The organism is Streptomyces vastus, from assembly GCF_039532825.1.
Taxonomy (GTDB): Bacteria; Actinomycetota; Actinomycetes; order Streptomycetales; family Streptomycetaceae; genus Streptomyces; species Streptomyces vastus.
Map to the genome: position 1 here is coordinate 1 of NZ_BAAASJ010000063.1, position 23,150 is coordinate 23,150.

General features: G+C 67.7%; 20 protein-coding genes and 2 pseudogenes. 3 read left to right on the top strand and 19 right to left on the bottom strand.

Annotated elements, in window-relative coordinates; genetic code table 11:
- Window positions 1–33: 33 nt before the first annotated feature.
- Complete coding sequence (locus ABD357_RS25710; RefSeq protein ID WP_344393308.1) at window positions 34–210, bottom strand: hypothetical protein; 177 nt, start codon at window positions 208–210, stop codon at window positions 34–36.
- 410 nt (window positions 211–620) lie between these two features.
- Entirely contained in the window at window positions 621–1,247 is a 627-nt protein-coding gene (locus ABD357_RS25715) for an NAD(P)-dependent oxidoreductase (protein ID WP_344393284.1), read from the bottom strand.
- Between the two features lie 458 nt (window positions 1,248–1,705).
- On the opposite strand from ABD357_RS25715, the pseudogene ABD357_RS25725 reads away from it, so the two are divergent.
- Window positions 1,706–1,849 (top strand): annotated as a pseudogene (locus ABD357_RS25725) (DDE-type integrase/transposase/recombinase); the annotation flags it as partial.
- A 115-nt stretch (window positions 1,850–1,964) separates the two neighbouring features.
- Here ABD357_RS25725 and hcaB read toward each other — a convergent pair.
- From hcaB to ABD357_RS25775, 11 genes and pseudogenes are all read right to left on the bottom strand, one after another.
- A complete protein-coding gene (gene hcaB, locus ABD357_RS25730; protein WP_344393285.1) occupies window positions 1,965–2,762 on the bottom strand; it encodes a 3-(cis-5,6-dihydroxycyclohexa-1,3-dien-1-yl)propanoate dehydrogenase in 798 nt (265 codons plus the stop codon).
- Window positions 2,749–3,129: a bifunctional 3-phenylpropionate/cinnamic acid dioxygenase ferredoxin subunit gene (locus ABD357_RS25735; RefSeq protein WP_344393286.1), complete on the bottom strand. Its 381-nt coding sequence runs from the start codon at window positions 3,127–3,129 to the stop codon at window positions 2,749–2,751. Before ABD357_RS25735 ends, hcaB begins: the two co-directional genes overlap by 14 nt.
- Window positions 3,126–3,668 carry an aromatic-ring-hydroxylating dioxygenase subunit beta gene (locus ABD357_RS25740; RefSeq protein WP_344393288.1) on the bottom strand — a complete coding sequence of 181 codons (543 nt, stop codon included), beginning with the start codon at window positions 3,666–3,668 and terminating at the stop codon, window positions 3,126–3,128. Before ABD357_RS25740 ends, ABD357_RS25735 begins: the two co-directional genes overlap by 4 nt.
- Entirely contained in the window at window positions 3,665–4,984 is a 1,320-nt protein-coding gene (locus tag ABD357_RS25745) for an aromatic ring-hydroxylating dioxygenase subunit alpha (RefSeq protein ID WP_344393289.1), read from the bottom strand. The genes ABD357_RS25740 and ABD357_RS25745 overlap by 4 nt, the downstream gene beginning before the upstream one ends.
- A 19-nt stretch (window positions 4,985–5,003) precedes the next feature.
- Window positions 5,004–5,912, bottom strand: a complete 909-nt coding sequence (locus ABD357_RS25750; RefSeq protein ID WP_344393290.1) for a VOC family protein — start codon at window positions 5,910–5,912, stop codon at window positions 5,004–5,006.
- 21 nt (window positions 5,913–5,933) lie between these two features.
- Window positions 5,934–6,776, bottom strand: coding sequence for an alpha/beta fold hydrolase (locus ABD357_RS25755; protein ID WP_344393291.1), 843 nt, complete (start codon window positions 6,774–6,776; stop codon window positions 5,934–5,936).
- Window positions 6,777–6,790: 14 nt separating this feature from the next.
- Entirely contained in the window at window positions 6,791–7,810 is a 1,020-nt protein-coding gene (dmpG, locus tag ABD357_RS25760) for a 4-hydroxy-2-oxovalerate aldolase (protein ID WP_344393292.1), read from the bottom strand.
- Window positions 7,807–8,751, bottom strand: a complete 945-nt coding sequence (locus ABD357_RS25765) for an acetaldehyde dehydrogenase (acetylating) (protein ID WP_344393293.1) — start codon at window positions 8,749–8,751, stop codon at window positions 7,807–7,809. The genes dmpG and ABD357_RS25765 overlap by 4 nt, the downstream gene beginning before the upstream one ends.
- Complete coding sequence (locus ABD357_RS25770) at window positions 8,748–9,587, bottom strand: 2-keto-4-pentenoate hydratase (RefSeq protein WP_344393307.1); 840 nt, start codon at window positions 9,585–9,587, stop codon at window positions 8,748–8,750. Before ABD357_RS25770 ends, ABD357_RS25765 begins: the two co-directional genes overlap by 4 nt.
- A 136-nt stretch (window positions 9,588–9,723) precedes the next feature.
- Window positions 9,724–10,038: an oxidoreductase C-terminal domain-containing protein gene (locus tag ABD357_RS44825; protein WP_425585002.1), complete on the bottom strand. Its 315-nt coding sequence runs from the start codon at window positions 10,036–10,038 to the stop codon at window positions 9,724–9,726.
- 77 nt (window positions 10,039–10,115) lie between these two features.
- A pseudogene (locus ABD357_RS25775) lies at window positions 10,116–10,961 on the bottom strand (NAD(P)/FAD-dependent oxidoreductase); the annotation flags it as partial.
- 146 nt (window positions 10,962–11,107) lie between these two features.
- On the opposite strand from ABD357_RS25775, the gene ABD357_RS25780 reads away from it, so the two are divergent.
- The gene (locus ABD357_RS25780; protein WP_344393294.1) at window positions 11,108–12,559 is read left to right on the top strand and encodes an MFS transporter; all 1,452 of its coding nucleotides are present in this window, start codon (window positions 11,108–11,110) and stop codon (window positions 12,557–12,559) included.
- Here ABD357_RS25780 and ABD357_RS25785 read toward each other — a convergent pair.
- From ABD357_RS25785 to ABD357_RS25795, 3 genes are all read right to left on the bottom strand, one after another.
- The gene (locus tag ABD357_RS25785) at window positions 12,542–13,168 is read right to left on the bottom strand and encodes a TetR/AcrR family transcriptional regulator (RefSeq protein WP_344393296.1); all 627 of its coding nucleotides are present in this window, start codon (window positions 13,166–13,168) and stop codon (window positions 12,542–12,544) included. The genes ABD357_RS25780 and ABD357_RS25785 overlap by 18 nt on opposite strands.
- Before the next feature lie 9 nt (window positions 13,169–13,177).
- Window positions 13,178–13,987, bottom strand: a complete 810-nt coding sequence (locus ABD357_RS25790; protein WP_344393298.1) for an IclR family transcriptional regulator — start codon at window positions 13,985–13,987, stop codon at window positions 13,178–13,180.
- 310 nt (window positions 13,988–14,297) lie between these two features.
- The gene (locus tag ABD357_RS25795) at window positions 14,298–14,855 is read right to left on the bottom strand and encodes an NUDIX hydrolase (RefSeq protein ID WP_344393299.1); all 558 of its coding nucleotides are present in this window, start codon (window positions 14,853–14,855) and stop codon (window positions 14,298–14,300) included.
- 616 nt (window positions 14,856–15,471) lie between these two features.
- Here ABD357_RS25795 and ABD357_RS25800 point away from each other — a divergent pair.
- Window positions 15,472–15,843, top strand: coding sequence for a hypothetical protein (locus tag ABD357_RS25800; RefSeq protein WP_344393301.1), 372 nt, complete (start codon window positions 15,472–15,474; stop codon window positions 15,841–15,843).
- Window positions 15,844–15,862: 19 nt separating this feature from the next.
- Here ABD357_RS25800 and ABD357_RS25805 read toward each other — a convergent pair whose 3' ends face one another.
- The 3 genes from ABD357_RS25805 to ABD357_RS25815 are packed head-to-tail and all read right to left on the bottom strand — an operon-like array spanning window position 15,863 to window position 22,261.
- A complete protein-coding gene (locus tag ABD357_RS25805; protein ID WP_344393303.1) occupies window positions 15,863–18,457 on the bottom strand; it encodes a hypothetical protein in 2,595 nt (864 codons plus the stop codon).
- The gene (locus tag ABD357_RS25810; RefSeq protein ID WP_344393304.1) at window positions 18,454–19,857 is read right to left on the bottom strand and encodes a hypothetical protein; all 1,404 of its coding nucleotides are present in this window, start codon (window positions 19,855–19,857) and stop codon (window positions 18,454–18,456) included. Before ABD357_RS25810 ends, ABD357_RS25805 begins: the two co-directional genes overlap by 4 nt.
- A gap of 25 nt (window positions 19,858–19,882) precedes the next feature.
- A complete protein-coding gene (locus ABD357_RS25815; protein ID WP_344393305.1) occupies window positions 19,883–22,261 on the bottom strand; it encodes a CHAT domain-containing protein in 2,379 nt (792 codons plus the stop codon).
- Between the last annotated feature and the right edge of the window lie 889 nt (window positions 22,262–23,150).

The window sequence follows — 23,150 nt, forward strand, 5'->3', positions numbered from 1 at the left end:
CTGGTGGCACGGCCGCCCCCTCGACCGCACCAATCATTGCCACCTCGCCAGACTCCAACTACGCCTCGTCGCATGACAATTGGAATTAACCACCAAGATCAGCTGCTTGTCGAAGACCTTCTTGCCGGCCGTGGTGAGCCCGTGCCCGTGGTGAGCGCTTTTGCCGACGTCCAGGCCGAGGAAGACGCCCACGTCGTCGATGTCGTACAAGCCGTCCTCCCGAACGGGGTTCGTGCGGTGCTGGCCGGGGCGTTGGCGTCGTATGCGCGCATCCACGTTATGCAGACCTGCCGCCCACCAGATGCCGGGCATTGCGCTCGGCCGGGCGGTAGTCGGACCTCTCATCAGCGTCTCCAACGGCGCCTCTCGGGCCCGGTGGCACCACCCCCCAGGTCATCCCTTCGACAGGGGGGAACAGCCGAACGAAGTCCCTGTGCAAGGGCCCTCGATCAGAACGTCCGTGACGGGGCGGGCGATCGTTTGGGGCCCGGTGCCGATGACATGACGGTGGTCGGCCACTCGGCTGAGAGCCGGCCTTGAGCCGCGTTTCTCGGCGCGGTGGTGGGGGCCAGGGCGGCACCGGCAAGAAGTCAGGTTCGGTGGGAGAAGAACGTGGGACGTCAGTCCGTGATGACGGCGTCGCGGTTGATCCACTCGGGGCTGTGGGCCGCCTTGTGCAGGAAAGCGGCGACGTCCGCGCGGCTGATCTTCGGGTTGCCCTTCATCGGGAGACGGTCGCCTGCGCGGTAGGTGCCCTTGACGGGGCCCTTGGTCAGCAAGGTCGGGTACACCAGCGTCCAGTCCAGACCGCTGGAGCGGATCGCCTTCTCGGAGAGTTCCTTGTTCGCGTAGATGTCCCGGAGGAACGTGCGGTACATGATCTTCTGCACCGCGCTCGCCGACTGGTAGGTGTCGCCCACGCCGAACGAGGACAGCCAGACCAGACGTGATACTCCCTGCTCCTTGGCCGCGTCGATCACGGCCGCCGCGGCGCGGGTGAACAGGTCGTCGGCGCGCACCGATGTGCTCCTGCCGAGAGCCGAGATGACCGCGTCCTGGCCGATCATGGCCTTGGCGACGTCCTTGTGCGAGGTGGCGTCTCCGGCGACCACGTTGACCTGGTCCGCCAGGTCCTCCAGCGCCTCCGGTCTGCGGGCCAGGACGGTGACGGTGTCGCCGGCCGCGATGGCCAGGTCGGCGACGTGGCGGCCGGTGGGACCGGTCGCACCGAGGATCAAGATGTTCATGGAATGCGTCCTTCGTACGAGAAGTGGGAGGGAGCCGGACAGGCCACTGGGGCGGGGCCTGTGCGGGCAGGGCCGGCAGGGGACCCATCAGGGGGTCAGGCCACCACGCGGTCGGCGGTGAGCACGCGGGAGGCGTCGGTGAGCAGGGTGCGCAGCCGTGCCGCGGGCAGCGGGACGCCCGGTCGGCGGGGGGCGGCGTCTGCGGCGCAGTGCCGGAGCGGAGGGCCTCGCCCACCTGGGCCCAGAAGGCCGTGATGTCGGTGAGGTCGGCGAAGTACGGCACCGCGTAGGCAGCGGTGTCCGGCTCGAAGCGCCAACTGTCGGCCAGCGAGCCGGCGTCGACGGTGTCGAAGCCCAGCCGGCTGATCAGGTCCGCGGCGTCCGCCTTGGCTTGTGGGTCGTCGCCGGCGATGGGCAGGGCGGTGCGGTCGGTGGCGCCCGCGGGGCGGGCGAGCGCGGTCGCCGCCTGGAGCGGTGTCGTCCACGTCGCCTTCGTCGTGGACACCTTCTCCCGGCGCATCGTCGGCTGGTCCGCCTCCACCTCCAGGGAGACCCAACTCGTCCTGGATGCCCTGGAGATGGCCTTGTGGCAGCGCGACCGCGAGAACCGCCGACAGCCGGCGGCGCGACCACGAGTCCATCGACTGCGACACCGTGTAGTGCGGGGCATGCGTCGACTGGCGAGAGTGATCCCCCAGTCGGCGTAGTACCGATCCCTCAGTCCGCCGGTGGGCGCCGCTGCGGGATTCCGAAGGTACTGATGTCGATCACGGTGCCGGTTGTGATGACCGATTCGCGTGACGCCAGCAGGACGTACGGTCCGACGGCGTCCTGCGGGCGCACTGCCCTGCGCAGCGCGGAGTGCTCGGTCAGAATTTGATTGATGGGCAGCTCCTGTGTGAGTGACCGGTCGGCCAGACCCATGGCGTCCGGTCCGCGCAGGTCGGTCGCCAGGCCGCCCGGCGCGACGGCGTTCACCCGGGTGTACGGGGCCAGTTCGTAGGCGAGCTGGCGGACCAGGCCCAGGGCCGCGTGCTTGGCGGCGGTGTACATCGGCCCGCCACCGCCTGGGTAGAACGCAGCGTTGGAAAGAGTGAACACGATGCTGCCCGAGGCCCGTCGCAGCAAGGGTGCGGCGGCTTTGGCCCCCAGGAGGTAGCCCTTCACGTTGACGGCGAACAGTTCATCGAAGCCGTCTGCCAAGGCGTCGGCGGGGGTGTCGAGCAGCGAGCGGTTGAAGTCCCACAGGCCAGCGTTGCCGACGAAGGTGTCCAGACCTCCGAACTCCTCCTCGGCGACGGTGCAGGCCCGCACGTTGTCGGCGAAGGAGGTCACGTCGCCCGACACGGTGCGCACCGCGCCTTTGAGGTCCGCGGCGATGCCGTCGAGCTTGTCCTTCGAGCGGTCGAAGACGACCACGCGGGCGCCCTCGTCCACGAAACGCTCGACAATGGCCCGGCCCAGTCCGCTCGCCCCGCCGGTGACCAGCACGGCGGAGCCCTCAAGCCACCCCATTCCGCACCCCTTCCGGTTGTGCAGCCGTGCGCGCCGTCCGGTCGTGGTCGATGAGGACGAAGACGTCTCCGTCCTCGACCCGGACCTGGTGCGTCCGGAGCGCCTGCGTAGCTGGCGGGGCCAGGACCGCGCCGGTGCGCAGGCAGAATTTGGCCATATGCAGGGGACATTCGACGGTCTTCTCCTCGATCCATCCTTCGGCGAGGGAGAAGGTCTCGTGGCTGCACGTGTCGTCGACGCAGAAGAGTTCGCCGTCGGACCGGAACACCGATACGGGTGGCGTGGTATCCAGGCGCAGTGCCTGCTCGTCGGGGATGTCGTCGACCCGGCAGACTCGGGTCCACGACCCGGGGAAGTGATCGTTCATAGGAACACGCTTATGCTCGGGGCCGGCAGGGTCGTCGTGTCAAGGACGATCGTCCGGCGGGCGATTCGGAACCCGGGGGTGCCGGCTGTACGGCGCAGGATGTCGGTGCGTTCGCCGAAAAAACTGTCCTGGTGGCGTTCGAGCCTGCTGCGCAGCACATGGAAGTTGGAACGGACGCGGAGTTCACCGGTCTCCAGCTCTGTCACGCGGATGTTGGTGAGCAGGCGGCGGGTTCGGGACGGCGGTTCCTCCGACCAGGACTGTCCGGACGTCAGGCGCCGTACGCGCCCGGCGAGGAAGTTCTTGTCGTCGTCGAAGAACGCCGCGCCGTCCGGCCCGGAGACCTCCGCGTCCCGCTCGCGCATGGAACGCGTCATGCGGGTGGGAAGCCAGTAGTGCACATCGTCCGTGAACAGTTCGATCCACTCGGTGTACCGGTGGTCGTCGAGCAGTTCGGCCTCCGTATAGAGGAACTGCTCCACCTCGTGCTGGGTCGCCTGGTCGACGGGAGACATGCTCACGGCTGGGGTGGTGGTCATGCTGACGGCACCTCCTCGTTCTTCATCCGGTCGGCGTCCTTGGCGGCGATCTCCTCCCAGGACAGTCCGGACATCAGGTCGGCCCACCGCTGGTACATGCCGCGAGCCGCCATCTCCTGGTACATGTCGCCGGCGGTGCGGCCGGGCAGGCCTTCCGCATCCCACCGCTCGTGGCCCAGCCCCATCTGGGCATTGAAGTAACTCTGTCGGGCGACATGCCCCCGCAGGACCTGCTGGATCTCCGTCCAGTTCTCGCCGTCGTCGGTCTCGAAGATGCCGGCCGGGCTGAAAGTGCGGACGGTGTCCAGCCGCGCCTCCTGCTTGGCCTTCTCCGGCGCTCCCTTGGGCAGGTAGCTCCAGGCCCACACCTCTATCTGGCCCGCGCCTCGCGGGTGCCAGACCCGCATGGTGTTGTTGATGGACAACCAGGAGAAGTTCGGGAAGACGGTGTTGTGCCCATCGTGCAGGGCCCGCTGCTCCCCGAGGCGCTGGTAGACCTCCTCCTGGCTGCTTCTCATGTAGGCGTCCCAGTTGCCGCCGATTCTGGCACTCTCCAGGCTGGTACGCAGGCCGAAACCCGATCCGTGCCCATTGCCGGAGAACTGACGGCCGGGCGGGGTAACGTCCACGGCCTGCCGGATCTCCGGATCTGCGATGAGCGCGACGAACGCCGAGGAATGGGAGACCGGCACGTGGTACATGTCGCTGGAGAACTGCTCCGCGGCGAACTTCCAGTTGCAGTCGATGACCCACTTGGTGGGGCCGGGAACGAGGGTGAGGCCCTCGTCGAACCGGTCGGCCATCGCGTCGAAGTACCACGCCATGTCGCCCAGGTATTCCTCGAAGGGCGGCACGTCCTCGTCCCAGGTGCCGAAGTAGAAGCCCTTGTACTGGTGGATGCGAGGAACCTGTCGCGGGCCCCACTTCGACTTGTCGATCTCGCCGTGGTAGGCACGTTCCTCCATCGGCACGTTCACCAGTTCACCGGCGATGTTGTAGGCCCAGCCGTGGTAGGTACAGGTGAAGGCCTTGGCGGTGCCCTCGTCGACGCGACAGATGCGCATGCCGCGGTGCCTGCACTGGTTGAGAAAGGCCTTCACCGAGCCGTCCCGCTGGCGGACCACCAGAACGGGGTCCTCAGCCATGTACGCCTGGACGAAACTTCCGGGCCTCGGCAGCTGGCTGTCATGGGCCAGGAAGAGCCAGGAGCGGGCGAACACCCGCTCCAGCTCCAGCTGGTAGATCTCGGGGTCGGAGTAGATGCTGGGGTGGATCAGACCTTCGTCGGACCGGACCAGCCTGTCGATGTCGAGCATGGGTGCTCCCAGGTGTCTTTCAGGAGGTGACAGGGGCGGACGGTGGCGTCAGGAAGCGGTGCCCCCAGAGGCTGATGGCCCCGTAATGGCTGACGGTCCACTCCTCGTCGTCGATGACTCGGCCGTTCCAGCCGTACTCGATGTCGAACCCGGAGGGGGTGGTGAGATACACGGAGGTCATACGGTCGTTGGTGTGTTCGCCGAGGGTCATGGAGACCCGAACGTCGTGTTCCGCCGCGATGTCCGCGGCTCGACCCACCGCTTCGAGTGTGGACACCTCCAGCATCAGGTGTCCGAGGCCCGAGGGCGGGGCGCCCGGGATCGAGGCGAAGGCGGCCGAGTGATGCCGTGGGTTGCAGTGGAGGAAGATCGCCGGCTCCGGACCGAGTGCGATGGTGTCGCTCAGCCGGAAGCCCAGGTTGTCGATCCAGAAGGCAGCGGACTTCTCCGCGTTCCCGGTGAACAGGAAGGTGTGTCCGATCCCCATGTCGCCGTACGGTGTCTCACCGGCCACGAAGGAGACTCCGCGGGGGGAGACGAAGGCGGCGGCGTCGACGGTCGCGCCCCAGTACGCCTCGATGCAGTAGCCGGCGGCATCGCGGAACGAGACCAGCTGCTGGACTTGGCGCCTCCGGGCCAGTTCGGGGTCCTCCCTCACCTCCACGCCCTTCGCCCGCAGCTCATCGGCCAGCCTCTGCAGGTCCTCCCGTGACCTGACCTCCAGGCCGAGAGCCTCCAGCGAGTCCGGCCCGGCGGGCTCACCGGCCTCGACGGCCAGGCGCCAGGCACGTTCGTCGTTCCTGAAGAGCAGGGTGTCCGGGTCGGACGAACGACCAAGCTGAAGGCCCAGCACCTCTGTGCCGAATTGCTTCCAGGGCTCCAGCGGGCCGCGTACGACAACGTAGCCCAGCGAATTCACGGTACTCATGGCTCACTTCCGGTCGTGGGGTCAGAGCTGCCCGGCGAGGAACGCCCGGGCCACGTTGTTGAAGGTCTCGGCCTGCTCGATCTGCGTCCAGTGGCCGCAGTGCGGGATCAGATAGAGCCGGGAGTTGGGGACGCGGCGCACGAACCACTCGCTGCCCTCGGGCGGGACGATCACGTCCTCGCGCCCGTGCACGAACAGCACCTCGTTGGGAATGCGCTTCAGAGCGATCTCAGGCAGACCCAGGCCCGATCCCGGGGCCATTGTGAAGGTCTGCCGATGGGAGCGTTCGACCTCCGGACGCAGGGCCGTCGCCAGGCGCTCCTCGGCGATGGCGTCCAGCCGATCGCCGAAGAGGTCCGGGTCGTGGAGCATGAACGAGATCAGCTCGGCCATCGCCCGCGGGGTAGGGTCGTCATAGAAGCTGATCAGCCGGAACATGGCCGGAGTGGGTGCGCCCATGTTGCCGGCGCCCGCGGCGCCCATGCCGATGGCCTTGCCGAAGCGTTCCGGCGCCCGTGCCAGCAGGTGCAGTGCGAGGGCGCCGCCCAGCGAGTTGCCCACCAAGTGGACACGGTCCAGGCCGAGTTCGTCGAGCAGTGCGAGAACCGCGTCCGTGTTCTGCCGCAGGCGGGCGCCGGGGGCGGTGTCCGGGTGGCTGGAGTCCCCCCACCCGATCTGGTCGATGACCAGACAGTCGTACACGTCGGCGAAGGCCTCGATGGTCTGGGCGAAGTTCGACATGCCGGTGGCCCCCGGCCCGGAGCCGTGCAGGAACAGGATCGCTTCCGGATTGCCCTCGCCGGCCCGGTTGAGCCGGATGGTGTGTTCCCCGACCTTGACATCGGTGTGGATCGTGGTGGTCATGCGGGTGCTTCCCTTCAGTGAGTGGTCGCCGCGTCGGCGGCGAGATCGAGGGCGACGTCGACGATGAGGTCCTCCTGGCCGCCGACGAGTCGGCGCCGGCCGACTTCCACGAGGACATCGCGTGTGTCCAGTCCGTACGTGGCGGCGGCCCGTTCGGCATGGCGCAGGAAGGAGGAGTACACCCCGGCGTAGCCGAGGGTGAGGGTCTCGCGGTCGACGCGGACCGGCCGTTCCTGCAGCGGACGGATCAGGTCGTCGGCGGCGTCCATCAGCCGGAACAGGTCACCGCCGTGCTGCCAGCCCTGCAGGCCGGCGACCGCGACGAACGCCTCGATCGGGCAGTTCCCCGCTCCCGCACCCTGACCGGCCAGGGAGGCATCGACGCGGGTGACCCCGTTCTCCACCGCCACGACCGAGTTGGCCACCGCCAGGCCCAGGTTGTGGTGGGCATGGATGCCCAGCTCGGTACCCCGGTCGAGGACATCGCGGTACGCCCGCACCCGGTCGCGGACCCCGTCCATCGTCAGGCGGCCGCCGGAGTCCACCACGTAGACGCAGTGAGCGCCATAGGACTCCATCAGCTTGGCCTGCCGGGCCAGTTCGGCCGGCTCGGCCAGGTGCGACATCATCAGGAACCCGGAGACGTCCATGCCCAACTCGCGGGCCAGCGAGATGTGCTGGGCGGAGATGTCCGCCTCGGTGGCGTGCGTGGCGACGCGTACCGACCGCACGCCCAGGGCCTGGGCCCGGCGCAGGTCTTCGGTGGTGCCGATGCCGGGGAGGATGAGGGTGGTGAGCTTGGCCGTGGTCAGCACCTCGGCCGCGGCGGTGATCCATTCGTCGTCGGTGTGGGCGCCGAAGCCGTAGGTGAAGCTGGACCCGGACAGGCCGTCGCCATGGGCGATCTCGATGGCGTCCACGCCGGCGGCTTCGAGCGCCGCGGCGATGGTACGGATCTGGTCGACGGAGTACTGGTGCCCGATGGCGTGCATGCCATCGCGCAGGGTCACGTCCTGGAGGTAGAGGCGCGTCATGCAGTCACTGCCGTCTTCTGGGCGCAGATGCGCTCGCCGACCCGCAGCGCGGCAGAGGTCATGATGTCCAGGTTCCCCGCGTAGGCGGGCAGGTAGTGCGCGGCTCCCTCGACCTCCAGGAGCACGGTCACCTTCCAGGCGGCACCGCCGTCCCGGTCCTCGGGGCGCAGTCGTGTCCTCATCCGGTCGTCGACCGGCTCCACCTGCACGTGGTGGCGCATCCGGTAGCCGGGGACGTAGGTCTGCACCTCGGAGACCATGTCCTGCACGGATGCGGTGATCCGATCCGGGTCGGCCGCACCGCACAGGCAGATCACCGTGTCCCGCATGATCAGCGAGGGTTCGGCCGGGTTGAGCACAATGATCGCCTTGCCGCGCCGGGCGCCACCGACCAGCTCGATGGCGCGGGCGGTGGTCTCGGTGAACTCGTCGATGTTCGCCCGGGTGCCCGGGCCCGCGGACCGCGAAGCGATCGACGCGACGATCTCTGCGTAGGCCACCGGAGCGGTACGGGCGACGGCGGCCACCACAGGGATGGTGGCCTGCCCGCCACAGGTCACCATGTTGACGTTCGGGGCGTCCAGATGGGAGTCGAGGTTGACCGCCGGCACCACATACGGTCCGAGCGCCGCCGGAGTGAGGTCGACGACCCGCTTGCCGTGCGCGCGCAGCACCGCGTCGTGGTGGTGGTGCGCCTTGGCGGAGGTGGCGTCGAAGACGATGCCGATGTCCTCGAAGCCGGGCAGGGCGACCAGGCCGTCGATGCCTTCGGCGGTGGTCGCCACGCCGAGCCGGCGGGCCCGTGCCAGGCCGTCGGAGTCCGGGTCTATGCCGACCATGGCCGCCATTTCCAGGTCGGAGGAGGTACGAAGCACTTTGATCATCAGGTCGGTGCCAATGTTGCCCGAGCCGATGATCGCGACTTTCGCTCGTTCTGTCATGATCGCTGCCTTGTCGTCACGCTCACCGTGCCGAGCCCGGTGATGCGAGTGTGTATGTCGTCGCCGTAGGTGAGGTCGACCATCGGGCCGAGTGCTCCGGTCAGCACGATGTCCCCGGCGCGCAAGGGCTGTCCGCGGTCGCACTGGGCGTCGGCGAGCCACACGACCGCGTTGAGGGGATGCCCGAGACAATCGGCGCCGCTGCCGGTGGAGACCGTCTCGCCGTGCCGGGTCGTCTCCATCCGGCAGGCCCGCAAGTCCACTTCGCTCAGCGCTACGGGGACCGAGCCAAGCACGTATGCGGCGGCCGAGCCATTGTCGGCGACTGTGTCGAACAGCGTGATGTCCCAGTCGCGTATCCGACTGTCCACGATCTCCAGGGCCGGCAGCGCGAAGGCGGTGGCCCTGATGACGTCGGCGGCAGTGTGCCGCCCCCGGTCGAGGTCGTGCTCCAGCACCAGCGCCACCTCCGCCTCGACGCGCGGCTGGATGAAGAGGGCGCGGTCCAGCTCTGCCCCGTCCAGATAGGCCATGTCAGCGAAGAGGATCCCGAAGTCAGGCTGGTCCACGCCGAGTTGGCGTTGCACGGCGGGTGAAGTGAGGCCGATCTTGTAGCCGGTGCGGCGGCGGCCCAGGGCCTGCCACCGTTCGCCGTTGCGTCGTTGGATGTCGTACGCGGCGGCGGCGTTCGGGTCCTCGACATCGCTCCGCACCGGCGCGACGGCATTGCGGAGGCGGGCCGCCTCGTCCAGCCGGTCCGCGATGTCGGCACGGCGCGAAGCCGCACTGTCGTGCTCCCACGACGCCGCTTCGGCGTTCACGGTCGATTGCGTCATTGCTGCGACCTCCTCTGCGACGAGTCTTGACGGGAAAGGACCCGGCACGAGCGGAGCGTTCCGACGGCCGGAACGGCAATTCGTCCGCGGTCCCTTCGTCCACAGGCCGCATGCCGTCGGCCCAGCCCTTCTCGCCTCATGAACGGACCTGTGGTCGGGCGAGCGCGCGCAGCTCGATGGCCGGATCACGCACGGCGTCGGCGGAGACGGGTGTTCTGCGCTCGATGAGCCGTCGTGCCAGCGACAGGTCCCCCGCGGCGTCCATCCCGGCCGCGGCGGCGATGCTGCTGTCGCGGGCCAGCCAGAGCGCCGTGAACCGGCTGGGCGAGGCACCCGGGCGGAGCAGCAGTTCGTCGCCCTCCTGCGGTCGCCCGAACATCTGCAGCGTGAGCCCGTACTGCTCGGACCAGAAGTACGGCAGCGCGTCGTGCACGTGTGTGTCGCCCGCCATCCGGCGCCCGCGACCGCCCCCTGCCGCTGCGCGTTGTCCCAGTGCTCGATGCGGGCACGCTCGCGCAGGCGCGGATGCGGCTGGCTTGTCACGTCGCCGGCGGCCCAGATCCAGGGGTGTGAGGTGCGGCCCTGCTGGTCCACCACGATGCCGTTGCGGGTGTGCACCCCCGCGTCGGTCGCCAGTTGGTCGTTGGGCAGGCATCCGACGCCCTGGACAACGGCGGCCGCGGGCAGCCGCTCCCCGGTGGACAGCAGCACTTCGGACACGGCTCTCGTGCCGAGCAACGCCTCAACGGTCACGCCCGTCAGTACCCGTACGCCCGCCTCGCGATGGAGGGTGGTGACCAGTTCGCCGAGGTCGGGGCCGAGTGCCGCGGCCAGCGGCACGGAAGCGGTCTCCACCACGGTGACCTCGCGGCCGGCGGTGCGCGCGGCGGCGGCTACCTCAAGACCGATGAAGCCGCCGCCGACTACCACGAGAGGCCCGCCGGCGGCGATCGCGCCCGCCAGCCGGCGTGCGTCGTGGGCGTCCCGCAGGGTCAGCACGTTGTCCAGCTCGGTCCCGGGCACCGCCAGGCGCCTCGCCGACAGCCCCGTGGCCAACAGCACTCCGTCCGCCCGCAGCCCGCTTCCGTCAGCGAGCAGCACCGTGCCCGCCGCGGGGTCCAGCGCGGTCACCCGGGTGCTCAGACGGAGGTCGATGTCCGTGGCCCGGTAGGTCTCGGCGGGCACAATCGGGCGCAGCTCCACACCCTCCTCGCCGCCGATGGCCTTGGACAGCGGAGGGCGCTCGTAGGGCAGATCGCGACCGGCCTCCAGCAGCGTCACCCTGCCGTCGAATCCGCTTCGCCTCAGCGAGAGCGCAGCGGCGACTCCGGCCGCGCTCCCACCGACGATCACATGGTGTTTCCTGGCGCCCATTGCCGCCTCCACTCGGTCGCGCACCGCAACTGCTCTGCGGTAGGTGTGGGGTGACGCTAGGCGGACCAGCAGGCGCGTCGGCCAAATCGTCCCGGCCCCCGGAACGGACCGGCCGACGGCGCCAGAGCACTGGATACGTTCCGGGCATGCCAGGTTGTAAGAGTTTTCCGACCGCCCGTCCCAGTCGTGTGCTGTTCGCACTGTGCTTCGCCGGAACCAGCGCCGGTGCCGTGCAGTCGGTGGTGGTCCCCGTGCTGCCGGACATCGCGGAGCAACTGCACGTGTCCGCGTCGACGGCAAGCTGGGCGGTCACCGCCGGACTACTCGGTGCCGTGGTCATGGTCCCGGTTTTCGGGCGGCTGGCCGATCTGCGCGGTGGGCGCGGCGGGTTGCTGTGGAGCCTGGCGCTGCTCACCCTCGGCAGCGTGTTGTCGGCGCTCGCCCCGTCCCTCGCACTCCTGCTGGTTGGGCGTACGTTGCAGGGGGCGGCCGGGGCGGTGTTCCCGCTGACGATCACCGTGCTCCTCCGCGAGGTCACCGGCGGGCGCCTCCCCTCCGCCATGGCCCTGGTGGGGGCGACCCTGGGCGTCGGCGGCGGCCTCGGGCCGGTGCTGAGCGGACTGCTGGGCCAGTACGTGGCGGACTACCGGGCGGTGTTCGTGCTGTGCACAGCCATCGGAGCGCTCTCGATGCTGTGCGTGGCACTGCTGGTGCCGCGTCGCCCCGTTGTTCATACCACCGGAGGGGTGGATCTCGCCGGCGCCACCCTCCTCGCTACGGGCCTGGTGCTGGTGATGCTGCCGCTGTCCCAGGGATCCAACTGGGGCTGGGCATCGCCGACGGTCCTCGGCTTGCTCGTGTCGGGGGTGACCGTGGTGTGGCTCTTCGTACGGATGGAGCGCAGCCGGTCGGAGCCCCTCGTCTCCATCGCCCTGATGCGCCACCGGCCGATCATGGTCCTGAATCTGCTGTCCGCCGCGGTCGGGGCCGTCATGTTTCTCGTCCTGCTCGGCGTCAACCAGCTGGTACGCACTTCGCCGGATGCCGCGGGATACGGTTTCGGTGTCACGTCACTGACCGCCGCGGTGGTGTACCTGCTGCCGATAAGCGCCGCCTCGCTCGTGGCCGGGCTCGTGGGTGGCCGGCTCGTGGCCCGGTTCGGAGGCCGCGCCACTCTGGCCATCGCCGGCGTGCTCGGCACCGGCGGGTTCACCTCTCTGGCCTTGGCCCATGACCGGGCATACGAAGTGATCACGGCGGGAGTCGCCGTCGGCGTCATGCTGAGCCTGGCCTACGCCGCGACGCCTACCCTGCTGACCCGGTTCGCGCCGGCGTCGCAGACGGGGATGGCCAACAGTGCGAACGCACTGACCCGATGGATCGGCGGCGCTGCCGCGAGCAGCTTCGTCGCAACCGTGCTGGCGTCCTACACTCCGGCCGGCGGGGCGCCACAGGAGACCGCAATCGTTGTCATCTTCGCCGTTGGCGCGTTGGTCTCCGTGACCGTCGCGAGCCTCGCCCGTCTTGGCCTGCCGGGCCACGAGCCGGACACCGTCGGGGAGTTTCAGGAGTCGGAGCCGTCAGTGACTCACGGCTGAGCGGGCGTCCGCACGCTCCCGGACGGTCATCAGGATCATCCGCCGCAACTGATCCATGCCCATGCGAATACTCGGCTGGCGGCGACCGCCCGCGGCGACGACCAGACCGGCGGTGAACGCCACACTGAGGCCGGCGAGTTCGTTGGCGCAGCGCCTCGGGTTCACCACCCCGCAGCGGCGCGCCACGGGTTCGATGACGGCCACCAGCCGGTCCACCGACCGCTGTAGGTTCTCCGCGAGGATCTCGGCCAGTTCCCCGCTCCTGTCCTGTTGCAACTGCAGCAGGCACATCAGCCGGAAGAGCGGCAGCCGACTCTCTATCGCGGAGCCGGCGGCGTCGTAATACACGCCCAGGCATTCGAGTGGGTCGCTGGCCAGGTCGTCGACCGCGGGCAAGGTATCGAAGAATTCGGCCGTACCGCGCTCCAGCACCGCCTTGAGCAGTCCGGCCTTGTTGGTGAAGTGATGGTAGATCGATCCCACCGGAAATCCCGATGCCCGGCACACCTCGCTGATTTTCACGTCCGCGTAGCCCCGCGAGCCGAAGAGGGTCTCCGCGGCATCGAGAATCCGCTCCCGGTTGGACCTTGTGGACCTGGCCGTGTTCACATGCGTCCCCTAGCCTGCGCTCGCTACGACATCGACGACAGGACTGCCCAGCAGTGCTCTGGAGATCGCCGCGGATGTCTGCCGCAGCAGATTGACCAGCACCTGGCCGCTGCCCTCCGAGGCTGGAAAGCCTACCGACACGGCCGCGACCGCACGATCCTGGACCAGCACCGGAACCGCCACGCACGCGAGCCCTTCGACGGCTTCCTGCCGGTCGACGGCGAAGCCGGTGTGCCTGATGGAGAACAACTGACGGCGTATCTCGTCAGCGGATGACGCGGACCGGGCGGTTCTGCGAGGCAGCGGGCCGGACAGCACGTCGGCGACGATCTGCTCACCCGAAAACGCGAGCTGAGCCTTCCCGACCGCGGTGCAGTGCGCAGGGAGCCGCCCGCCGACCACGGCGGGTGACGACAGGCCATTGCGGCTGCGCAGCTTCTCCAGGTACACGACATCACCATCGCGCAGGGTCGCCAGGTGCAGAGTCTGCCCCGTGAGGCGGTGCAACGCTTCGAGATGCACCTGAGCGGCGTCGCGCAGCGCCACCTCGGGCGGGAGGGTGCCGAGCGTGAACATTCGCAGACCCATGCGGTACCCGCCACCGTGCTGCTCCACCGCTCCCACCTCTAGCAACATGGTCAGCACCCGATGGGCTGTCGACTTCGGCAGTCCGCTGCGTTGCACGATCTGCGCCAGCGTCAGGACTCGTCTGCTCTCACTGAACGCGCCAAGGACGTCGAACGCCTTCCACAGGACCGAGGGCGCCACAGGTGCGGCGTCACCGGAGTGTGCTGGTTGTGTTGCCTGCCGCTTCGCCATGCCCGGCCCACCTTAGAATAATGACTCTAGAATCTAGATTCTAGTAGAAGTTACAGCGGCATGGCACGCGGGTCAACGGCGGGATTCCCGATGGATTAGCAGGCGGGGCAAGCACCAGCCGACCCTGCGCAAAGGGCGCGGGCGCTTCCTGGGCGTTGGGGGCAATGGTGACGGGGTGTCTGGCCTGCGGCTGTTGGAGGTTCGCTGATAACGGTGGTGTGGTGTTGGTGATGGTTTCTGGCATCTAAAGGACTGGTGCAGGTTTGCGCTGGTCAGCGGTTTGCTGTGCGGTCGGTGCCTGTCAGTCCTGCTACCGGTCCCCGCCGGGCAGCAAGCCGCGCAGCTCGGCCCGGAGGAATGCCGCCATGGTGAAGCCATCCCGGATCTCGTCTGCCGCGATCGCCGCCCGGAGTCGGGACACCGGCCACCACTCGAACTGGTCGATCTCATCGTCGAGGGCAGCCAGATCCCGCTCACCACTGACCGTGGCTAGCCACAGCCGCACTGAGCCGACCATCAGCCCGCTGTTGGGCATCACCGTGCCCAGGTCCGTCCATCCGTCTGCAGCCAGGCCGGTCTCCTCGCGGAGCTCCCGTACGGCGTCCTTGATCGGGTCGTCCGCCGACTCGCCGAATCCCCGGGGAAGTTCCCAGACATCCGCGTCCAGCGCGACCCGGTACTGCCTTACCATCCCCACCGATTCGCCCCATAGGGCCATCACCACTGTCCCGGGCGTGCCGTCGGACTCCACCAGCCGCAGGTATTTGAACGTTTGGTCGGCGAACTCCACGTCGTCCAGGTACACCGACAGCCACGGGGCGTGCGCGAACACGGGCTCAGCCGCGCGGGAGATCTTGTCGGGCCGCATTTCGGGGTCACCCTTCGGTCGGTACGGTTGCGTCGGGCCAGCATGGCCCCAATCGTCATGCCAGCGGGGCCCTCGATTGTCCGAGGGCTCTTCGAGTAAGGTTCCGGCGCTAGCTATCGGTGGCATCCTGATCAGCGATGAATTCCTGACCTGCCTAGTCGAACGGAATTTCGCAGGCGGCGCTCGGTGAATTGGTGGAGAAGTAGGGCCGTCTAGCCACTCAATCCTGGTAGGCGGCCAGTCGGTCTCGGCGTCGCTGTTCTTTCAACTCGGGTATATTTCTTCCGGATCGAGAGCAGTTGGAAGTGGTCACGACGGTAGACTTAAGTACGCCTAGGTGTGCGGTTAGGGGGAATCGGGTGTTGGTGGGCGGGGCGATTAGCTTCGGCACTGTTGTCGGGTGGTGGTTGGCGACTAGGCACGGATCCGGGCTGATGCTGTGGCTGGGGCAGGCGGTTGTGGTAGGAGCGGGAGCTGGAACGGTCCTCCTCGCAGCCGGACCGGCCGGAGTGGTACCGGCTGCCGTCGGCCTGGCCTTCGGCGCCGGTCTGCAAATACTCTTCCGTGTTCTCGTACGCTCAGTCATCGCATCGGCGGGCACGTTCAAGGGGGATGGGTGACATACGTTGAGTTCGGAGCGATGTCCTTCGGCATGGTCATCGGTTGGTTCACCTATTTCGTGAATAGGTATCGGCCTAAGGTTGCTATCACCGATGTGCTCGCCATTGTGGGGGCGCTGGGCGGAGGTACCATCCTGACACTTTTCCCGGAGGAGACACAGTTGTTCGCGGCGTACGGAATCGGTCTGGCGATCGGTTTCTTCGGCTATTTCCTGTTGCTGGTCGTGCTTGTGCTGCGAAGCAAGGAGTGGACCATGGAGTGGTTCCTGGATGGGCGGCGACCGGAGTTGAAGCCCGGCCAGGTTTCCTCGGACGCGACGCGTACCGGCCGTCCGATGGGGGGTGAAGGAGCCACACGTGTCCACTGAGGTGGACATGCGGCAGGGGTCACGCCTGTCTCATCCGCAGATGAGGCGGGGCATATGCCACATAGATCAGGCCGAGCGGATTCTGCTGGGACAGCAGGGCCAGCCTGGCCGCGCGCATGGCGTAGGCGATCGACGAGCGGTTCTTCATGAAGTGGTGGAGCACTGAGTCAGCGAACTCGGCGGCTAGTGACTCGTAGGTGATGATCTCGGTGCCGATCAGTCCCGAGGCGCGGGCGCGGTGGACGAAGGCTTTCACGAACGACATCGCGTGGTGAGGTTCGACGGCGGCGGTGCGGCACCCGTTCAGGAAGACAAGTGGTCGGCTGTCCGGCCAGAACATCCGGCCGTCGGCGATGAGATCCCAAGGGATCGGCGCTGTGGCATTGTCGCCGACGCGAAGCATGGGATTACCGTTGATCACCTCGCCATGGCAGAAGAAGTACAGCAGCTGCGGGACGCTGCTCTCGCGCAGATGGTCCAACAGGTCCTGCCGGCGGGCGAGGATCGTTCCCAGGTATAGGGACCGGACGTGTTCCGTGTGTGGACCCGCGAGATCCTCGGAGATTCCGACGACACATCGGGGCCGGTCGGTGTACCGGATGCAGTGGCCGCCGTGTGCGGGAGCCCACGGCGTTTCCTCGAAGACTGGCGCCGTCGACTGCGGAAGCCCGATCTCGTGGCGGTAACCCCAGAAGCCGCTGGGGCACACGACCGAGTCATCGGCGTACGAGGGGCAGTCGCCACGGAAACATGGGCTGTCCGCCAGGTCGTTGCCCGTCTGGAGCACGTAGTTGGACTCTTCACAGAGGTGTACTCCCTCGCTGTTACCCCAGTCGAGGGGATGGTCGTAGAACAGCGCTGCCGGGACGACTATCCCGGCATGGTCCTTGCTGGCGATCTCGATCACGCCGGGTTTCCGCAACCGGGCCGCCAGTTGCAAGATCGGAGCCGTGGTATCCGCCTTGGTAGAAGCAGTCTCAGCGAACTCCCCTCCGATCGCCGTCCACAGCCGGTATCCCTTGCACGCCAGGTCGATCAGGTCCTGATCGTAGTCCGATGGCACATTGCCGTCGTAGCGGAAGTGGGGGCCTGAGCTCTCCGGGTCTGTGGATCCCCACGAGGCCTTGCGTAGAGCACCTCGTGTCTCCTCGATGATGTTCTCGAGCTGGCGTTCATCGAGAACGGCCTGTGTCTTGACTTCCCCTTCTGCTCCCAGGAAGCGGAAGCTGTGCGTGCCGTCACCGTTGTCGTTGACGAAGACCGACAAGGTCAGAGGCCGGACGTCCGCGAGATCGCGGGGATCGGGCGCGATTCCGGACGTGTAGTCGATCTGTGCCGTGAGCGCGTGAGCCCGGACTGGGGCCGCAGGCTCGACCTGCATTTCGACAAGCCGGGATTGGAGCAGCGTCTGGCGGTAGTAGAGATGGCAGCGCAACCGGTATCTGCCGGGTCGTGCGGGCGTGCGGATCGGGAAGAACAGGCGTGTGCCGACGCTCGGGCTGCCGGCGGGCCTGCTGAGGACTTCGAGCTGGCCGTCCCGCTTCAGTTCAAGCTGGCCGATGTCCTGCCCGTCGAGAATCTCGATATGGCCGGGAAAGCTGAACAGCGCCACCGTCAGAACTCCGGTGGGCAGATGCACCGGCTCCGGGTTCCGCTCGATGCTCCCTTCGGCCACCCCCTCGGCGACCTCGAACCAGAACAAGTACGGGGCGTCGGGCTCGAGGCACCGATCGCGGTCCAGGGGAGCCTCCGGCCATGCGACCTGCGACACCCCCGTATTGGCATAGCGGCTCCAGCGGCTGGGAGCATCGTCGCCGAGTAGGCCTGGCAGTTCGGGGGCTCCACTGGACTGGTCTGACTCGGCTCGCGTGGTGTCGATGTCTTCGGGCGGGAGCGGCAAGGGGGGCAGCCAGCTTGCCCCCACCGCACGGTAGCGCTCGGCGAGGCGTGCGATCGTCCTGTGGCAGACCTCCATCACGACTGAGTCGTCGAGGGCCGCGGCGATGTCACCCGCCCGTGGGAAGCTCGGGTGTGATGCCTCCAGCTCCGCCGCCACCGACGGCCAGGGAGTACGCACGCGCGCTAGTTGGGCCAGCCGAGTCCCCCAGCGGGTATCCAGCCGTCCGGCAAGCGCCGCGATCCGCGACCGGCTCCCGTCGTCCAGGTGGGGCACCACCCTGGCCGCCAAGGCGGTCGCGTACCAACTGGCTTCGGCGCGCGCCGCCTCCTCAATTGCCATGACCGACCGCCACCGCGCGTCAGCGGAATCAGAGCCGGGCAGAAAGGGAAGCAGATACGCGACTTCCTGATTGGTCAAGTCATGTAGCGGGGTGTCAGGCGGCGCCCCGAGCCGGTGCAGCCCGGTCGCGAGCGACACGGGGGCTTCGGACAGGCTGAAAAACAAATCCTCTCTGCTTGCCATCCGGGCGGCGTACACCTCGTGTACGGCCTCGCTGATCACCGGCCATCCGGTGTGGGGCGCCATCTCCCCGGCCGACGCCGCCACCTGGGCGACCGCTGACAGATCGGTGACGGCGCAGCGGGCGGCAAGCCAGCCCAGCAGCGACGGTTCCGGCTGGTCGGCGTCGAGGAGCAGCTCCAGACTGTCCGTCACTCGCCGTGCCTTCCTGCGGCGCCGAGCGAGCGAGCCAGGTCGCCCAGGTATTCGCCTGCGGCGAATGAGCGGTCCAGATCCTCTTCGGACAGCTTGTCCAGGGCCATGGTCTGCACGCGTCCATCGTTGCCCGATCCCGCGGGGATCGCCAACCGACCGCGCTCGACCGTAACCACGTGCGGCAGGGACGCCTGCAATTGGGCGAGATGGGATTCCCAGGCATTCCGCAGCTCCTGGTCGACCGGCTTGTCGAGGAGCACCAGCCGGTTGAGCTCCGTACAGGAATCCTGCCATGCGTGCCGACGCTCATCGTCGGCCACCAGCGCCCAGTACGCCTCAAAGACCTTGCGCAGGGGAGCGACCGACAGATTGGGCACCGTCTCAGCTGCTGCGAACATCCCTGCCATACGAAGGGAACGCTGATTGCCTTCTGGACGCTCGCCCCTCGCCAGCCGGGTGTCCTGGATCAGCGCCATCGAGAAGGCGTTGACGTGCTTCAGCTCGTCCCGGCCGTCCACGCGCGGAACTGACGACATGTACTCGAACCGCGCAAACGCCGATTCCGCCATCACCGCGTTGTACAGGGTGTCGACCAGCTCCCGCAACTGGTCGCCGAGCAGCGGATCCTGCCCGGCCAGGTCCGCTCCGCTGTGCACCCAGCCCCGGTTGACCGCATCGGCGCCCCTCTCCCTCACTGCTGTCTGCAAGCGCAGGGCGGTTTCTTCCGGACAATCGTGCCCGGCCGCCAGTTCAGCGACTTTCTCCGGAGGCAGACCGATCAGGTGCTCGACGTAGTTCCGAAGGGGAGTCTGCGGAGCACAGGCCTCTCGGCTGCGGTCGTACTCTGCGGACCCCTCGAAGTAGTTGCCCAATCTGAGGATCATGTCGAAGGAGCGAGCCAACTGGGGATCCTCCCGGATTTCCGCTGGCAAGGACCACGTGGTGCCGCCACCGGCGCTCTGTTCCAGTACGTCGGCCAAGGCGTGCCGGACCTGGGGCAGACGGTCGATGGGCTCCCACGCCGAGAGCTTGAAGTAATTCCCGGCCTCTGGGTCGGAGCGGCGCAGCTGGTCGGAGCAGGCCGCGAAGAACGTGGGCTGCCGGAACCGATGCAGAACGAACGGACGTGCCCTGGCAAGCTGCTCCACCCCGGTTCCTGCCGCGCTTTGCTTCCCCGTCTCCTGCTTGGTCTGCTCCCAGGTCTCCAGGACAACATCGGCCAGATCGAGCATGCCCCGGGAGTCGAAGGCGTAGGTGTGATTGACGGACAAGGACCGACCTAGCAGCAGGCTCACCACGGCCTCGGCCTGAGCCTGCGCGAGATTGGGGTGGTCGTCGGGGTACCCGGCTGTGGCTCGGGTGGAGTCGAAGGATTCATGGAACACCAGCCTGTCCGGCATGGGCACCTCCGTGCGGTGGCGATATCTAAGCGGTGTCGGCCCGATGGAAAAGCGCGCCTGTCGAGCCGGCGCGCAGATGCAACAGTGGTACGGCGGGGGCGCCGGGCTGCCCAGTGAGCACGTAGTGCCGCAGCGCTTCGACGAAAGCGAGGTCCACAGGGACTCCGGCCAGAACCTGCGCGGTCAGCTCCTCGACCAGTGACTGAACGGTGTGGTTGTACACGGCGGTCCGCATGCCGACCACCGCCTCCACGCCGTGTCGCACGAGTTCCCGGCCGAGGCCTGCGGACCTGCATCCGACCAGAACGACCAGGCGCACCCCGGTGTTGGAGATCCGCCGTGCCATGTCGGACACAGGGACAGGACCTCCGGAAGGCAGAACCACCCCGTCAGGCCCGGAGTGGGCCCACAGGTGCAGGACGTCCGCCACCGTGAGGGCACGGTCGAGGTCCTCCACCGTGTTCACGATTTCCGGCATGCTGCTGACCAGCCGGACATTACTGCGCCGGGTACGGCGGCGCATCTGGTCGTAGGCGTCGTCCACCCCGATCAGCAGAACATCCCTCGTCCGTACCACCAGCATCCGCGGCCGGCCGGCACGGGTCCCGGAGACAGCACCGGCCATGTGGCTGGTGCCCGGGGCGACCACACGGACCATGGTGACGGGAGGGGCGTCGAACCAGCACAACGGCCCCCCGGCAGGGTGGAGGAGCTCCCAGGGATGGTCGACGAGGTGACTGTCCTCGATCAGCCAGTTGATCCGGACGGGCTGGCCAGGATCTGTCCCACGGGCCCTGTCAATCTCCTGGTCGAGCCCGGCGAACCACAGTCGGTCGCCCAGCCGTCCGCCGAGGTCAACGGCCTCCGAAAGCCTGCCCACGTGATCACTACTGGCACCTTCCTGAAACCTGGCGAGCTCGGTGTCCGCAAGCACCGTGTTGCCTCCGCCCGGGAACCGGACCCGGCAGCCGACCTTCTCCTGGCCCACACACAGGTTCACCGTTCCGGCCGTCGAAAGTTTGCCTGTCTCCTCGCCACCCCGGTCAAAGCCGGCCATCCGTCCGCGGCCTGCAGCCACTGTCCGACCCGGGGCAGCGGCGACCACGGCGTAACTGCCCGGGGCCTCGGCGACAACGGGGGAATCCATGGGTGCTTGCGTGCCGGCACGGCCGAATACCACCACCCCGGCGTCGGAATACACCGCTGCCAACTCGCCGCTGTCGACCGCGGCTACCGACAGTGCACCAGAGCGGAGTTGCGCATAGTGCCGATTGCCGCGACGCGACAGCTCAGAGACGACGGCATCCGCCGCGGACAGTACGAGCGGCCCGTCCGCCAAGCAGGCCAGCAGCCGGTCACCCGCTTTCTCCCGCCGCCACCTCCGGCCGTCGGGGCAGATCACCTGGACCGTCCCGGCGCAGTCCAAAGCTGCCAGGCAGCCGTCCGCACCGACCGCGATGTCCCGAACCGGCACCTCGAACTCCAACAGTGGGACGGGGCTGCCGCCTTGAACGTCCTTTTGGTAGACGACCTCGGCGTATCGCCCGTAGACGGGGCTACCCCTCCATGTCGCCACCGCCAGACACAGCCGGTTCGACAGACGGCGCGGATCCCCGGCTTCCGGGCTCCACCAGTAGGCCCCACCCTGGCTGGCGACCAGCCAGCCCCGACGGTGCCGGACCAGCTGGTGGACCGTCCCTGTTACGCGCGAAGGGTCCCACTGCATCGCAGACCCCCTGCCGTCGTACTCCCGCAAGAGGCCGAGCCGGGTGCCCGCGGCGGAGCGACCGCGGTCATCTGGATCCAGGCCAACGGCGGTGATCTTGTCATCGGCCTCAAAGGTGGGGTCGTCGCTGCCGGACCGTGCCAGATCCCATTGCGTCAGCTCCCGGCCGTGGGCGGTCACCAGGGAGTCATCAGTCACGAAGGCCATGGCCGTGACCCGGCTCTCAACGCCTAGTTCGTCCGGTTCCGCATTCGGAACTGGTAGCGTGGTCCGGATTCTATGATCCGCACCAGTGCTGGCGAGCCGACCGCCGGGTGACCAGGCCAGCATGCGAACACCTTGGTGCCGCCAAACCGTCCGGACTGCCCCCTCACTGAGAACGCGTACCGATGTGTCCCTGTCGAGGGCAAAGGCAAGTTGGCCGTCGGCCGCCCAGGCAGCGCAGACAACCGTCCCGCCGAGGTTCTGATCGGCGCGCACTCGCCCTTCGTCGGGGGCGCGGCCAAGGACGGCCACCTGGCCGTCCCGCCAGACCGCGCTGATCCGTCCTTCGTCCACGGCGACGGCGATCACTTTGGATTGTCTGCGCACTGGTAGCTCGCTCCACTGGCCTCCCGGCTCGCACACCTGGATCACGCCATGTTCGTCCCCGGAGACCACAAGGCCGTCGTCGGTCACGGCGGCAGCGGAGATACCCGCTGTGTGGGGAAGCTTCGGCCAGGGCACGCTGCTGGTCGGGCCACGTCCCAGGAAATGTGCGTTCGGGCCGCCTGCAAAGATCCAGTCCGCGTTTGCCGCCACAGTCCACACCGCTGGGGGTAGATCACCAACGCGTTTGGTGCCTCCGCCCGGAGCCCATGTTTCTACGTCCCCGGATCCGGTTCCTAAGCAGATTCCGGTGTTGCTGCTCGCCATCGTTTGCGCGTCGCCGGACGCACGTCCGTCCAGCCGTGCCCTGCCGTCGCGTGAGCGCGAAGACCAACGCATCTGGAGGTGCGGCAGACGAGAAGCCGTGAGCCAAGCCACGGCCCAACGCTCGACCACCGGCATTTTCCATTCGACAGCGATCTCCAAGGTGGCCTGCGCGTATCGGACATACGATGGCACGTCCTCCTGGGCGGCTGGCCCGAAGCTCTGCACGCGTGCAGAGGCGTATTTGAGAGTCAGCGCCAAGTCTCGGGCCGAGGGGTCGTGGCCCGCCATCGATTCAAGAAGGCCCAGCAAGGAGGGCACATCGATGTCCGCACTCCCGCCTTTCCACGGCAGGGGCAGCCTGCCTGTCAACGGCATCACCTGTGAATCCCCCGAACCGTGACAGGCTGACATGACATCCGACCTGAAAATATAGCCCTGGTTAGGTCGATATATTGTGAGGATCGCGATTCAGGATCTTTGTGCGATTTCTCGACTGCCTCTCCGTAGCCCGCCAGTAACCGCAGCCGCTCTGGTTACACCGAATCATTTGATTGCGATGTGCCGGTTTGGTGTCAGTGGGTGGGTGTCAGTGACGGCGTGTCAGGTCAGGTTGTTTGCGCTGCTGGTGGGGTGTTGAGCATGGGGGAGTCAC